11 protein-coding genes and 1 pseudogene are annotated in these 13,717 nt (G+C 34.0%); 6 read left to right on the top strand and 6 right to left on the bottom strand.

Annotated features, from left to right (window positions below; genetic code table 11):
• Nucleotides 1-19 precede the first annotated feature (19 nt).
• Complete coding sequence (locus LQ203_RS01790) at nucleotides 20-700, bottom strand: Wzz/FepE/Etk N-terminal domain-containing protein (protein WP_230155078.1); 681 nt, start codon at nucleotides 698-700, stop codon at nucleotides 20-22.
• A gap of 518 nt (nucleotides 701-1,218) precedes the next feature.
• Between LQ203_RS01790 and LQ203_RS01785 the strand changes: the two genes are divergently transcribed.
• The 3 genes from LQ203_RS01785 to LQ203_RS01775 all read left to right on the top strand — a co-directional run bounded on the left by LQ203_RS01785 (nucleotide 1,219) and on the right by LQ203_RS01775 (nucleotide 6,906).
• Nucleotides 1,219-1,518, top strand: coding sequence for a helix-turn-helix domain-containing protein (locus LQ203_RS01785; protein ID WP_230155076.1), 300 nt, complete (start codon nucleotides 1,219-1,221; stop codon nucleotides 1,516-1,518).
• A 1,835-nt stretch (nucleotides 1,519-3,353) separates the two neighbouring features.
• Complete coding sequence (locus LQ203_RS01780; protein ID WP_230155075.1) at nucleotides 3,354-4,565, top strand: acyltransferase; 1,212 nt, start codon at nucleotides 3,354-3,356, stop codon at nucleotides 4,563-4,565.
• Between the two features lie 1,018 nt (nucleotides 4,566-5,583).
• The gene (locus LQ203_RS01775; protein WP_230155072.1) at nucleotides 5,584-6,906 is read left to right on the top strand and encodes a hypothetical protein; all 1,323 of its coding nucleotides are present in this window, start codon (nucleotides 5,584-5,586) and stop codon (nucleotides 6,904-6,906) included.
• Between the two features lie 229 nt (nucleotides 6,907-7,135).
• On the opposite strand, the gene LQ203_RS01770 is transcribed toward LQ203_RS01775, so the two are convergent.
• The 3 genes from LQ203_RS01770 to LQ203_RS01760 all read right to left on the bottom strand — a co-directional run bounded on the left by LQ203_RS01770 (nucleotide 7,136) and on the right by LQ203_RS01760 (nucleotide 7,982).
• On the bottom strand, nucleotides 7,136-7,483 hold the full coding sequence (locus LQ203_RS01770) for an Ig-like domain-containing protein (protein ID WP_230155071.1): 348 nt from the start codon (nucleotides 7,481-7,483) through the stop codon (nucleotides 7,136-7,138).
• Entirely contained in the window at nucleotides 7,480-7,620 is a 141-nt protein-coding gene (locus tag LQ203_RS01765; protein ID WP_230155069.1) for an Ig-like domain-containing protein, read from the bottom strand. The genes LQ203_RS01770 and LQ203_RS01765 overlap by 4 nt, the downstream gene beginning before the upstream one ends.
• Before the next feature lie 113 nt (nucleotides 7,621-7,733).
• Nucleotides 7,734-7,982 (bottom strand): hypothetical protein, encoded by a 249-nt coding sequence (locus LQ203_RS01760; RefSeq protein ID WP_230155067.1) that lies wholly within the window; start codon nucleotides 7,980-7,982, stop codon nucleotides 7,734-7,736.
• Between the two features lie 651 nt (nucleotides 7,983-8,633).
• Between LQ203_RS01760 and LQ203_RS01755 the strand changes: the two are divergent.
• The 3 genes and pseudogenes from LQ203_RS01755 (at nucleotide 8,634) to LQ203_RS01745 (ending at nucleotide 10,370) form a co-directional block, all read left to right on the top strand.
• Nucleotides 8,634-9,811: pseudogene (locus LQ203_RS01755) on the top strand (MFS transporter).
• Between the two features lie 207 nt (nucleotides 9,812-10,018).
• Nucleotides 10,019-10,210: a hypothetical protein gene (locus LQ203_RS01750; RefSeq protein WP_034308728.1), complete on the top strand. Its 192-nt coding sequence runs from the start codon at nucleotides 10,019-10,021 to the stop codon at nucleotides 10,208-10,210.
• Complete coding sequence (locus LQ203_RS01745; RefSeq protein WP_230155065.1) at nucleotides 10,200-10,370, top strand: hypothetical protein; 171 nt, start codon at nucleotides 10,200-10,202, stop codon at nucleotides 10,368-10,370. The genes LQ203_RS01750 and LQ203_RS01745 overlap by 11 nt, the downstream gene beginning before the upstream one ends.
• A gap of 516 nt (nucleotides 10,371-10,886) precedes the next feature.
• Here LQ203_RS01745 and LQ203_RS01740 read toward each other — a convergent pair.
• Nucleotides 10,887-12,809, bottom strand: a complete 1,923-nt coding sequence (locus LQ203_RS01740) for a fructose-specific PTS transporter subunit EIIC (protein WP_230155063.1) — start codon at nucleotides 12,807-12,809, stop codon at nucleotides 10,887-10,889.
• 14 nt (nucleotides 12,810-12,823) lie between these two features.
• Nucleotides 12,824-13,702, bottom strand: a complete 879-nt coding sequence (locus LQ203_RS01735; RefSeq protein WP_230155062.1) for a ketose-bisphosphate aldolase — start codon at nucleotides 13,700-13,702, stop codon at nucleotides 12,824-12,826.
• Between the last annotated feature and the right edge of the window lie 15 nt (nucleotides 13,703-13,717).

Below are 13,717 nucleotides of genomic sequence, written 5' to 3'. Positions count from 1 at the left end.
AATGTCACTAAATGGTTCTTTATTTATGTTGCGATATTTTTTGGATGGATCCAAGTAATGGCAAGTCAAGGAGCGTCTCAATATCCTTCTCGTCTCTAATCGTATTATCCATGTACTCTAGTAGGAATGCCAAGCCTATTCCAGCCATCAACCCAACTACCACCGCAATAGCGATATTCAATAATGGAGATGGTTTTACGGGAGTAGGATTTTCCTTTACTTCTGCCTTCGCAAGAATGCTAACATTATCGACATTCATTATATCTTTGATTTCCTTTTGGAATGTACCAGACACTGAGTTTGCAATTTCAACGGCCTTCAATGGATTACTATCTTGAACCGTTAAAGAGAAGACTTGAGAATTTTCCTGGCTGTTAATCGTAATTTTTTGACTAAGTTGATCCACGCTTTGTGGAAGTTCAAGATCATCAATGACCTTCTCTAATATAGCAGGGCTTTTTATGATCACACTGTATGTATTAATCATATCAATATTAGATTGTATTTGAGTAGAATCCAATTGGTTTTCTGATTGTTTCTGATTTACTAAAATCTGTGTGGATGATTGGTAAACAGGTGTTAATAAAAAATAAGATATTGAACCACTAATCAACGCTGCAATTAATGTCAGGAGCGTTATTAACTTCCAACGTTTCTTTAATGTTTGAAAAATATCTTTAATACTAATAGTTTCTTCCATATTATCCTCCCAAAATGTTAAAAATGACCTATTGCATTATACCATAATATTACCTACATTAATGTTTTTTTTAGGAAATTTACATGAAATTTACATTGATTGATACTTTTCTAATGGCTAGATAATTTTATAAGGAAATACATGATTTCACAAAGGGAATATTCACAATTTTCCGTGTAACCATTTCACATAACCCCCCGCCTAAAAACCCATTCAGAGAATGGGTTTTTAGGCGGGGGGTTATGTAAATATTAGTAAACACTATATCCACCTTGTGTACTAATAATATTAGAAGCACTTTTGAAAAGCAAGACCTAACTAAATGCCTATAGAAACAAGAAAATCTGTTTATACATATGATTAGGTCAAGTATTTTAGTGCGTATTTATCATTAAAAATGGTAAAAAACTGTGTAGACTAAAAGAGATAGTTTCACAATAAAATTAGTAATTATTAAAGGATTTTATTGGAAATATTATATAATTAATAATACATATCAATGGTTAGGTGTGATGTAAATGATAGGTTACCGAGTTAAAATGCTTAGAGAAGAAAAAAAAATGTCAATTAGTGAACTCTCAACAAAATCCGGAGTGGCAAAATCATATATAAGCTCACTGGAAAGAAACCTTCAAACTAATCCTACTATTTTAGTTTTAGAAAAATTCGCTAGTATCCTTTGTATAACTGTTGATGCCCTCCTGTATGAACAAGTAGACCACAGTATGGATGATGAGTGGAAGGAAATCATGAAAGATATTATTGGTTCAGGAATATCGAAAGAAGAAATGCGCGAATTTATCGAGGATAGGAAATGAACTGCTCGTTAAACATGAGAAATTTTGTTTTTCTTTTTTGATTCTTTAACATCGAAAGCCCACTTTTCATTCTTATTTCAAACTAATTTCAGAGAGGGAAAAGTGATTATTACCACTTTTCTCCTATTTCACCTTTTTTGACTACTAATGGAAGCATACAAGCTATTAGCTTATTCTCCATTATCTGTATTTTTGATTTCTATACTGGAGATACAAACATATTTGTGATAGTACTCCCCTTACGTACAACACCTCGAACCATATGTAATGCCCATTCTCTTCTTTAAGTTTTTTTCAATCCCATTCATGCTATTTATATAAGTCCATTTATTTATTTATTTAATAACCCTTTTCAGAAGCTTTAATATTATCCAAATAATTTAGCACTACACCAGTTCCTGAAGTACCCTTACTGCAATAAGGGATACAAGAACCTTTTCTTGTGTAAGCAATTTGTAACCCAATTAATCTTACTCTATTAGTGGCTGCTGTTTATTACTTCCTGATATTAAACTTTGTTTCAAAGCTTACCTATCTTCTTTTTCCTTTTCTTTTATTCTTTCTTCAGCTTTTTTTCCTCTATCCCCGCTGCTTGAATCATGTTTGCCAATGAAGATGACCAAAAACCAATACTACTAAACAAATTCCAGCCATAAATAATAAACCATATTTCTTCATCTTTAACCCCCAATTTTTAAACCTTACGGACTGACATGGAAGTCCTAACATTAGAATGCTTTCTATGAGCACTCTTAAATAAACACTATTATTCTTTAGCAGGCTTGTGATTTTCTCTTTCTATCTGTTCTTCTCTTATTAATTATAAATATCGAAACAACTGAATAAAGGATAATATTCCATCTAATTACGGCATCACTCGACTTTGATAATCACCAAATCTCATTAATATAGCTATATTTAGGATTTTAAAAAACTAGCATTTCTACAGGTTACTCCAAAGCACCAATCACTTAACCGAATTCAATACTTCTAGAAATCTACCACCTAAATTATAGTTAAAAGTGACCGTCTTATCATCATGAATGTCTCCGGCATTGAGAAATATTTAGATAAAATTGTCAAGTTGTTCAGAATTTAGTTTATCATCCATAGGTTTCTTTCTACTATTTAGAGTATCTTTTTCCCTCTTCATTAATATCTTTGACCCATAATTAATTACTTTACTCTCTCTTATTCGACTGTAACATTATACCTTATTTGGTAAATGAAATGCACTTAATTAAATTTCACATTAATGATACTAACTCTTAACAATTCTTCCGAATATCCGACAGATTATTACCATTGGGCTGCACGGTAAAGATGCATTTACAACTATATTTCTTTCCTGACCCACTAAAACGTCAAAACATTAGATTCTACTTTCAACACTTCAATTAGTTCAGCCACTTTTTCCAAAATCTTTTTTCGTATTTTTGTTCTTGTTTTTTCATTAAGGTATCTTTTGGTGAGATTGCCGCTATTTTTACGGCATTGGATTCAGTGCTGTCCAATCGGCTCTTAGAGCGTGGTCTATGGAGAATAACGGTTAGTAAAGGTTAATAAATCCCAATAGAAAATACAAAGTTAGAGAGTTTAAATCTGTTACCATTACTAAAGGTAACACGCCGCCATTATTGATATAGGGGCATAGAATAATTGGTACCTTCACAAAAACAATATTAATATCTATGATTGGGTAGATAGCACAGACACAACAACCTAAGTCAAAGTGTTATGAGTGAGGCTTCCCTACAATTACTTAATATGTGTTTATTTTTATAGAATAAATGATATGATAAGCTGAGTAAAAATTTCAAAGAAAGGTCTGTTATATGAATAATTCTATAAAAAATAACATTAAAATAAACAATGGATTATTGAAGGGAAGCTCATCTTATCATTTAGATTTTATAAGAGGCGTTGCGGCAATTTTAGTACTTGTAAATCATTTTAGAAACATATTTTTTGTGAAATTTGAGGACATCGATTTTCCTAACGCAATTTTGTTGTTGCTTTATTCTATTGCGGGTTTAGGGCATCAAGCTGTAATCGTATTTTTTGTTCTTAGTGGGTTTTTCATCTCAAACAGTGTTTTAACGAAAGTCTATAATAATACCTGGTCGTGGAAATATTATTTAATAAATCGACTAACAAGGCTTTATGTAGTTTTAATTCCAGTATTAGTTATTGGTTTTATTATTGATTTGATTGGATCAAATTTCCTTGATTACAGTTTCTTTCCAAAGAATATGGATAACGGCTTAAGTTTTAGTGTTCTGGTTGGCAATTTGTTTTTTCTTCAAGAAATATTTGTCCCAGTTTTAGGTGCTAATGATCCGTTATGGAGTCTGAGTTATGAGTTTTGGTACTATATTTTATTCCCGTGTATCTTATTTATTTTTGTCAAAAAGAAAAGTGGTTTTATGGTTGGCTTATATAGCATCTTAACTATTTTATTAATGACAGTCTTAGGTGTGAAAATTCTACAATATTTCATTATCTGGTTATTAGGTGTTTTGATATTAGTATCACCGGCAATAAAAATAAAGAGTAATTTTTACAAAATTATGATTAAATCTGTAGTGTTATTTTCCTTTATTGCAGTTTTAGGGATTAGTAGACTTGGACTTTTGCCATCTGCTTTTGTCGGAGATTTATTTGTAGCAATCACTTTTTCTTCTTTTATTTATACGATTGTACATTTTGAAACGAAATTTATCACGTTCTCAAACTTAAAACTTCTTTATTATAGTTTTTCAAAAAAAATCGCAAGTTTTTCATTCACATTATACTTAGTGCATTTTCCTGTACTAATTTTCTTATTTGCTTTTATCAATAATCTTGGATTCGACCGGATGCAACCGACTTACAGTAACATGCTTATTGGGGTTGGTATTTGTTTAGGTATTATTCTTATAACGTATGTAATGTCGCTATTTACAGAAGGAAAAACAAGTCAGGTACGTGCCATTGTTATTCGTAAACTCAATCATGAAAAGGGTGATAGTAATAAACAAATATCTAAGAAAGATAAAGTTAGCTAATGATAAAATTCAATTTATTCATTTACCATTAAGGTAGGAACAAACAACGCGTTAAAAAAAAATGAAGTAATTATATATAAATGGGACATCTTTGAGGATGTTCTTTTTTTTATGTAAAAAAAGAAGTTCACTTGTTGCACATTTGTCAGATACAAAAAAAAGATTTATAACACCATATTTTATCTTGCTTCCTCCAGTAATCGGTTTGTGAACACATACTGGAATCTATAATTAAACTATCGTAAGCTATGTTCTAATTGTCAAGGGGTAAGGTTTGGACTCCCCCCTTTTATTATGAATTTCCAAAGACTCTATTAATGTGAAATGGATTATCATCGATATAAAAAGATCTAGATAGCTATTCCAATGTTATCGGAGGAGGCTCTAGGTGTTGATGGCAGTAATGTTTTTCCTTGATACCGTTGTATTGGACACTAAATCTGTTAATCGATAAGTGATCGAAATATCTTCCTTTATAAAAAAGCAAACTAGGAAAAGTTAATTAGCGTATTAGGTAATTCGTTTATATCTACAATGGCAAAGTGACTTGATTCTAACTTAAAAATACTCCCAAGATAAAATAATTGAACCAACCAAAAAAGTTAATTGTACCTGTGATAGCTGGGTAGCATTTCACAATAAGGCAACTACTAGAGTAAGCAAGAATTACTTAGTCTTACGCAAACAGGTGCCCGTACGCCTACTTTTAAACCTTTTTAAAAGAAGTAACACATCTACCTATGCAAAAACTTGGTTTGATGAATATATTATGTTAAACAGACAGATATCAAATTCATTGAGTATTTAACTAATACTCTATAATAAGCCTTATTCAGTACGGAGATTAACAACGCGATTAGCAGTGAAACAAACCTGTGTCAATCCAGCCTGCTTCTACAAACTAGGTGTCACAAGTTAAAAACAAAATAAGACATTCTCTTATTCCTCAACTACAAAATTCGGAAAGCCGTTACAAAATTTGATGGAAGCAACGAAATGAGAATGGTGGTGATAATTAATGAAAAAAGTAAATATAAATTCTTACATTCACCTTGTCAGAGATTATATGGGAATACAAGATTGGACAGTAGCAATAAAGCAAGCTATTTCTGAAGCAGAACAAGGAGATATATTACTTCTTCCAAATAATGTACTCTATAATACCTTTAGCACAATTACTGTAGATAAGGCTATTTCAATAAAGGGTGGAGCGATAATTGTTTCACATCATAATGGAGTTGCCCTTTTATTTAAGCCTACACTTTCTAGTTTCGGTAATGGTTTAGGAATTTGGGGAGCTGATTCCAATAGATTAGATGTTGATATTTCTGTAGAAAAAAAGATAAAAGACTGGAGTGATAATAGTGTAGGTGTACAGATTTTCAATAGTTACTTTGGGATTTTTAGATTTCCTAGAATCACAGGTTTTACTACCGGATTGATTGTAACAGCTGAAAAAGTATTAATAAACGCAGAAGGTTCTTCCTACAATACCTTTTATATCGGAAGAATGGAGAATCACCGATTTGGAATAGTTATGAAATCTCGTAACAATTCAGGTTGGTGTACAGAAAACACATTTTATGGAGGTTCGCTTGGAAATGGTTTTGGCGTTCCTGAAGACAATTTCCAAGTGTCTTTTGATAGTGATGAAGCAGGTTGGAACAATAGTAACAAGTTCTATAATGTAAGTTTTGAAGGGTTCTATACCAAGTGTATTATTGGCAATTTCACACTTAATAATGATTTTTATTCTTGTAGATACGAAATGCCTCATCTCACAGAATTAGTAAACTGGGGAGCAATCACACAAAATAATGGTCTGTACAACGGAATTGGTTTGGGAAGTAATTTAGAAAAAATAATCGACAAGGGTAGATATAATCGAATTAGTTCAACCTCTGGATATTATACAGGTTATGTTGAGTATTTTGATAATGAATTCTTCAGTTTTATAAAAAGTGGCTCACCAATGAAAACAATAGCTGGAAAGAAAGTTACTCCCGTTGGAAATTTACCCCAAAAAACAATTTATGTAATTGATGGTATTGTTAATTTAGACTTAACAATCGCTAGGGATTTTTATGTGCTCGCTCAATCCGACATAAGGTCTATAAATCTTATTAATGTACCGCTGAATTCAAAAGGATTGGAGTTTCAAGTTACCTTTTCTCAAGATAGTTCTATTGGATATAGTATATCAGGATTCTCGAATGCATTTAAATTTGGTAAAAGATCTGAAAAACCAACGAAACGAGCATGGGGGATGGATGGATATTCATTAAAAAACATATCTAATACGGACCCTAGTTTTATAGTTTTAAGTCAGTATACATCCTGAGATATGATTCTTTCCTCATCTGCTGTTAAAAAGGTTGGATATCACCGCCAATGTTTCACGTATAAATTTCCACTATGTTTGCAAATAATAAAGAATAAACTCGTCATGCTTCCCCCACTTCCATCCCACTCTCAATGTTTAATTCACTAGAACACTCGACAGCCAATAGATAAAAAAAGCCTCCAAGTTTTACTCATAGGCTTCGCATATTCAAAACATAATATTCTCGTCACTTTTTAACAATAACTTTTTTCAGGCACTCACATTTTTCCGCTTTATCTTCAAAGTTGTACAGGTTTTTTCCGGCTTTTTGCTTAGAAATTTTGACCGTGAAATTGCCTTTTCTCGAAGCTTTGGTAGCGCCGATGAATTTTCCAGATAGTTTAACATATACAGTAGAGCCGGCTTCTACTTTGCCGGTTACCTTTGTCGTTTTTGTTGTTAACGTATTGACTACCGGTTTAATTGGTGCTTTTTTGTCTGCAACTGTGACTGTAACTGTTTTGACCGAGCTCGTATTTCCTGACTTGTCGGTTGCTGCTACGGATAGAACTTTACCGGCCTTTTGTTTCGTCATCGTACGGCGAACGAACCATTGGACTTTGCTTTTCCGAGCGCAGTGCTGCCCATTTTGACAGTAACGGTAGAGCCTGCTTCCGCTTTGCCAGTTACTTTTGTCGAATTGTCACCTACTCCATTTACTGTGAGTTTCATAGATGCTGTTTTATCTTCTAATATCTCGACTTTGATAATAACCAAACCTCATTAATATACCTATATATAAAATCAAAAAAACCAGCATTTCTTCTGGATACTCCAAAATACAATTACTTAACCAAATTCAATACTTCTAGAACTCTACCATCCGAATTATCGTTAAAAGTGACTGTATTATCATCATGAATGTTATATGTTAAACAAAAAAACTCTCCGGTATTTGGAAATCTTTGAATAAAATCATCAAGTTGTTCAGAATTTAGTTTAACAACCATAGGTTTATTTCTACTTTTTAGAGAATCTACTTCCTCTCCATTAATTTCTCTGTACCAATAATTAACTCCTTTAATCTCTCTCATTTCCCCAACATAATATACCTTATTAAATGGAAAAAAAGGTCCTTAATTAAAATTTCACATTAATAATATGAACTCTTAATAACACTGCCTAATTTCTTACAAAGTCACCATACTTATCAAGGAAAATAATTGATTTCCATTGGGGCTGCACGGTAAAGATAGTATATTTCAACTACGTTTGTTTCGTGCATAGTGTTCTGTATAGGCAGGAACATGACCTGCGGGCAATACAATAAAAAATTGATAAGAGATTCCTGGGAATTCTTGTGTCCTTACTCACTAAAACGTTCAATCCAACAGATTCCACTTTCAACACTTCATTTCTTATTTTCAAAGAGCACCTTCATATAAGGTAATATATTGAACGAATATCCATAACTTAAAAAATCCACTTTTCACCTCATCAGTCTATTTTACTTATTTAATTTACATAAATATAAAATTTTTTTAAATTATCACAAATTAAATTTTCTGTATTCTGAATATAAAGTGACCTCCATCCTAGTTTTTTACTTCTATAATAATTTTACGGACTAACTATTAGTCAATATTACTTAGATTTATAGTGATCACTTAATTTTTATAGATTGTTCTCTATTACTTTAGTAAAGTGAGAATGATAATTACTATCAATTAAGGAGAATAACTATTATGGGTGTACCCTTGTTAAAAGAAGAACTTCCGGTTGTGAATAAAATCTGGTCGCGTGATTTTATTATGATTTTCTTGGCTAACTTTTTTGTTTTTTTATCTTTTCAGATGACTTCCCCTACCCTTCCGCTTTTTGTAAAAGAGCTTGGCGGAAATGAACGGTATATTGGGTTAGTTGCTGGCATGTTTTTATTTTCCGCCCTGATTGTCCGCCCTTTTGCTGGACAGGCTCTGGAAACAAAAGGTAGACGCTTTGTTTTCTTGTTCGGTCTAGCCCTTTTGGCTGTAGCGATTGGTTCGTTTGGATTTATGATGAGTATTTTCCTTCTATGCGCCATAAGGATTGTACAAGGGATTGGCTGGGGATATATGACCACGGCATCAGGTACGATCGCCTCCGATTTTATCCCAGCAAGGCGTCGGGGTGAGGGAATGGGATACTTCACTTTATCGGGGAATTTGGCGATGGCTTTTGGTCCTTCATTCGGGCTTTTCTTAGCGGATGTTTTACCCTTTCAACATTTGTTTTTATTTTGCGGTGTATTAAGCCTGGCAGCTTGGATCATGGCCTCAACAATTACTTATAAAAAAGTAGATCTTGCTTCTGTCCCAGTAAAAACTAATAGGTTTGACATTTATGAAAAAAGCGCTGTTGCTCCGTCCGTTCTTGTTTTTTTCATACGGTAACTTTTGGCGGGACTGCCACCTTCTTACCGCTTTATACAATCGAAAAAGGTCTGACTGGTATTCAAGGATACTTTTTTCTTTACGCTTTAGCGCTTATTTTCACACGTATGTTTGCTGGAAAGATCTATGATCAAAATGGACATCAAGCTGTCTTCATTCCGTCCACTCTTTTTATCGTAATGGCGATGCTATTGCTAGCCTGGATGCCAAGTAACATGATTCTGTATTTGGCAGCTATTTTTTATGGCATTGGATTCGGTGCTGTCCAACCGGCTCTTCAAGCGTGGTCTCTTGAACACGCGGCCCGAAATCGAAAAGGCATGGCCAATGCCACTTTCTATTCCTTCTTTGATCTTGGAATCGGTTTCGGGGCCATCCTCTTCGGACAAATCGGCTATCTTTTCGGGTATATAATTATTTACATAATGGCAGCAGTCTCTGTGGGGATTTCAATATTGGCTTACCTATGGATTTTAAGAAAAATGAAGTAATTACACATTAAAGGACATCTTTATGGATGTTCTTTTTTTCTGAAAACACAAGTGATTTTGCAGAACAGTTTATCGCATCTGCATCAGCACATTTTTTAACCCTATGTAAACTATGTTATGTTTTTATTTGTTTTAAGTAATGTTATTGTATTCCCTGTTTCCTTCTCTCTTTTTCGTTGTATGATAGAAAAAAAAGGAGTTTTGGGAATGATTATTCTGCAGTATATTGGAAAAGCTTTTTCATTCATGCATAAGGATATACCGGAAACTCATGTTAAATGCCATGTTTGTGCAGGTACAGGTGCCTACGATATTTATACAGATTGTCTTACCTGTAATGCAAAGGGATTAATTAGTAAAGTTGAGTATAATAGGAGGCTTGAAGAGGGTGAGATTTAAAAAATTTCATGAGGTCGATATATGTAAAAAAGAAGCAATATTGGCTATTGCTTCTTTTTTTGTCCAAACGGTGCCGTTTACCCCCGCCTTTAAAGGGTATTTTATTATCAGGGGGGATACATATGATAGCAATTACTCACATTGGATTGGCTGTACCTGATTTGGATGCGGCGATTAAGTTGTATGAGTAGGTGTTGGGATTCAAAGGGGAGTCCGGCGAGTAAACGAGCATTCGTAATAATTAATGAATGAGATCATCAAGAAAGCAACAACACTTGTTAACAGAGCTTAAAATAAAAAAACTTTCAAAAATGAACTGTGCCCCATTTTTCGGACAGTATAAAAAAGTAGCTATGAAAATAATAAGTGGTCCCGGTATTGTACCGGGGCCATTTTCTTTAGTCCCTATTGAAAACAAGACTCATTGTATTCTTCAATAACTCGAACAACTTCATCCTTCACATCCGTCAAATTAGTACATGTGAGGCCTTGATCAGAATGCAGGATTGCACTCGGATGGAATTCGTGATTCAGAGCCCGCCTTAGCTTATTTAAAAACGATATTCATATCTAATGACAGAATCTCTTGGGAATTTTCAAGGGTTCTACCTTTAGTTTTGTGCAAGGACTTTTCCGTAGCTTTGTAAAGTACCAATGTCATTTTCACTCGTATAAATTATACTGCTTTAATTGCTACTGTTTTATTTCCTGACTTCTCACTAGTATTATCTTGTGTCCTGTAAACAGGTTTTTTTAATACTCCAATTATACAAGCTGTAATAATTGAACCAATTAAAATACATACAATGTATAACAATGGACTGCTTGCAGCAATAGGAATTACAAAGATTCCACCATGAGGAGCCTGTAAAGAAATTCCTAATGCCATACAAATTCCTCCACCAATTGCTGAACCAACAATATTTGCTGGAATTATTCTTAATGGATCACTTGCAGCAAACGGAATTGCTGCCTCAGTAATAAAAGATGCCCCCATAATATAAGCAGCTTTTCCTGCGTTGCGTTCTTCAAGGGAGAACTTATTTTTAAATAGTGTTGTTGCTAATGCAATCCCTAATGGAGGAACCATCCCTCCAACCATTAGTGCAGCAGATGGTTCGTAAATATGATTTGCAAACATCGCTAAGCCAAATGCTGATGCTGTTTTATTGATAGGACCGCCCATATCAGATGCCATCATTCCTGCCAAAAGCGCTCCTAATAAAATTGCATTCGAACCAGTTAAACCATTTAACCAACCTTGTAACGACTCATTAATCCACGCCATCGGACTATTAATTACAAAGTGCATAATAAAGGCTGTTACAAACGTAGCTACTAAAGGAAGTATAAGTACCGGGGAAAGACTTTGTAATGAATCTGGAATGCCTTTTAATAATTTTTTCAATCCTAAGATAGTATAACCAGCAATAAAACCTGCAATCATACCACCTAAAAATCCTGAACCACCAAGGGTTGCCATCATACCACCAATCATACCTGGTGCTAAACCTGGCCGATCCGCAATACTATAAGCAATATATCCCGCTAGTACTGGAACCATTAGTGCGAAAGCTGCGCTGCCACCTGCTGTACCTAGAAAAGCAGCGAATGCATTATATTCTGAACTATTCGAGTCTGAAGCATGAATGCCAAACATAAAGGAGATTGCGATTAATATACCGCCAGCAACAACAAATGGAATCATAAAAGATACCCCATTCATTATATGGCTGTATATTTTAGGTTGTTTTAATCGTGTTTTTTCTTTTGCTTCCTTTAACTTGTTGTTCCCCTGATTTAAAACCGTACCTTTTCCAGAAACAGCATCTTCAATTAAATCCTTAGCATGATGTATCCCATTTTTAACAGACGTTTTAATAACCTTGCGATCACCGAAGACATCCATGTCCACTTTAACATCTGCAGCAACAATTATGCCATCTGCTTCATCAATATCTTCTTGAGTTAATCTGTTCTGTATTCCCGTCGATCCATTGGTTTGAACTTTTATTTGAACGCCAAGCTCCTCAGCAGCATTTTTTAATGCTTCTGCAGCCATAAATGTATGTGCTATTCCAGTAGGGCATCCAGTAATTCCGACCAATTTCTTACCAAAATACTTCTTATCATTCGTATCTACTTGTACCATTTTTTCTTCAGCATTTGCAAATAGCTGGACAACTTCATGACTATCTTTGGCAAGAATAAGCTTAGCTCTAAAGGTTTCATCCATTAGAAAAGTGGAGATTTTAGATAAAGTCTTTAAGTGCTCAGTTGAAGAATCTTTGCCGGCTGCTATCATGAAAAATAAATTACATGTTTCTGAACTATACTTAATTCCACTTAAAGATCTTCCCATAATAATAGCGGGCGATTTAACTCCAGCAGATTTTGCATGTGGAATAGCAATACCAAACCCTACTTCTGTTGGAACCTGATCTTCTCGTGCCCATATATCCTGTTTAAATTGTTCAAGATCATGTAAATAGCCGTTTGAATTTAATTTTTCTGCAAGCTCATTAATTAAGTCCTCTTTCGTTTCAGCAACTAAATCTAATATTATGTTTTCTGGCCTTAAGACACTAGAAGTCATCATATATATCCCTCCTATTAAATTTCTCCTAATTTATAGAGTGATGCTTTTCCAGTTGAACCAAATAGATCCATTTTCTTCTTTACTAATTCAATAGCTGCCTTCGTTGCTTCAGGCATTAATATATCTGGTTCGTAAGCATTTGGATTTTCATCCAGCGTAGCTCTTAATTGGTTATAAAACGCTCTCTTCATATCTGTTGATAAATTTATCTTGGCAATACCATGTTCCACAGCTTGTCTTATTTCTTCATCTGGGTTGTCTGATCCACCGTGGAGAACTAAAGGAATGTTTACTTTTTCATGAATCTTCATTAATCGATCAATTTTAATAGAGTGATCTTTCGTTTCTGGGTATAAGCCATGTGAAGTTCCAACAGCAACAGCAAGCGTATCAATCCCTGTTGTTTCAACAAAAATGGCTGCTTCATCAGGATTCGTATATAATATCTCATCTGCTCCGCCTTCTGAACTGCCCTCATTACTTCCAATAGTACCTAGTTCACCCTCTACAGACACACCTACCATATGAGCAAGTTCTACTGCTTTTTTTGTTAATGCCATATTTTCTTCAAAGGGTAAATGTGACGCATCCATCATCACAGACGTATAGCCATTTCTAATAGATCGAGTAATATCATCGATTGTTGCACCATGGTCTAAATGAATAACAAATGGAACTTTAGACTTTGACGCAGCTTCTCGTACATATGCCACAAACTCATCAGTCACTAAATTAATTTCATTCGGGTGAATTTGGAGTATAGCAGGAGATTTTTGCTCCTCTGCAGCACTTACTACAACTTTGACAAATTCGCTATTTGCTACATTAAATGACCCAACTGCAAATTTATTCTCATAAGCTACTAAAAGTAAATCTTTCATATTCATTAACATTTCTATTCCTCCTAA

It is taken from the genome of Peribacillus sp. Bi96 (assembly GCF_918698115.1).
Classification (GTDB): Bacteria; Bacillota; Bacilli; order Bacillales; family DSM-1321; genus Peribacillus.
The sequence above is the reverse complement of the archived record's forward strand: the minus strand, read 5'-3'. Positions and strand labels throughout refer to the sequence as shown.

Bases quoted from the DNA above. Each gene is read 5' to 3' on its own strand.
- LQ203_RS01775 (WP_230155072.1), top strand. From the start codon at position 5,584: ATGAAAAAAGTAAATATAAATTCTTACATTCACCTTGTCAGAGATTAT.
- LQ203_RS01740 (WP_230155063.1), bottom strand. From the start codon at position 12,809: ATGATGACTTCTAGTGTCTTAAGGCCAGAAAACATAATATTAGATTTA.
- LQ203_RS01735 (WP_230155062.1), bottom strand. From the start codon at position 13,702: ATGTTAATGAATATGAAAGATTTACTTTTAGTAGCTTATGAGAATAAA.
- LQ203_RS01790 (WP_230155078.1), bottom strand. From the start codon at position 700: ATGGAAGAAACTATTAGTATTAAAGATATTTTTCAAACATTAAAGAAA.
- LQ203_RS01785 (WP_230155076.1), top strand. From the start codon at position 1,219: ATGATAGGTTACCGAGTTAAAATGCTTAGAGAAGAAAAAAAAATGTCA.
- LQ203_RS01770 (WP_230155071.1), bottom strand. From the start codon at position 7,483: ATGACGAAACAAAAGGCCGGTAAAGTTCTATCCGTAGCAGCAACCGAC.
- LQ203_RS01765 (WP_230155069.1), bottom strand. From the start codon at position 7,620: ATGAAACTCACAGTAAATGGAGTAGGTGACAATTCGACAAAAGTAACT.
- LQ203_RS01760 (WP_230155067.1), bottom strand. From the start codon at position 7,982: ATGAGAGAGATTAAAGGAGTTAATTATTGGTACAGAGAAATTAATGGA.
- LQ203_RS01750 (WP_034308728.1), top strand. From the start codon at position 10,019: ATGATTATTCTGCAGTATATTGGAAAAGCTTTTTCATTCATGCATAAG.
- LQ203_RS01780 (WP_230155075.1), top strand. From the start codon at position 3,354: ATGAATAATTCTATAAAAAATAACATTAAAATAAACAATGGATTATTG.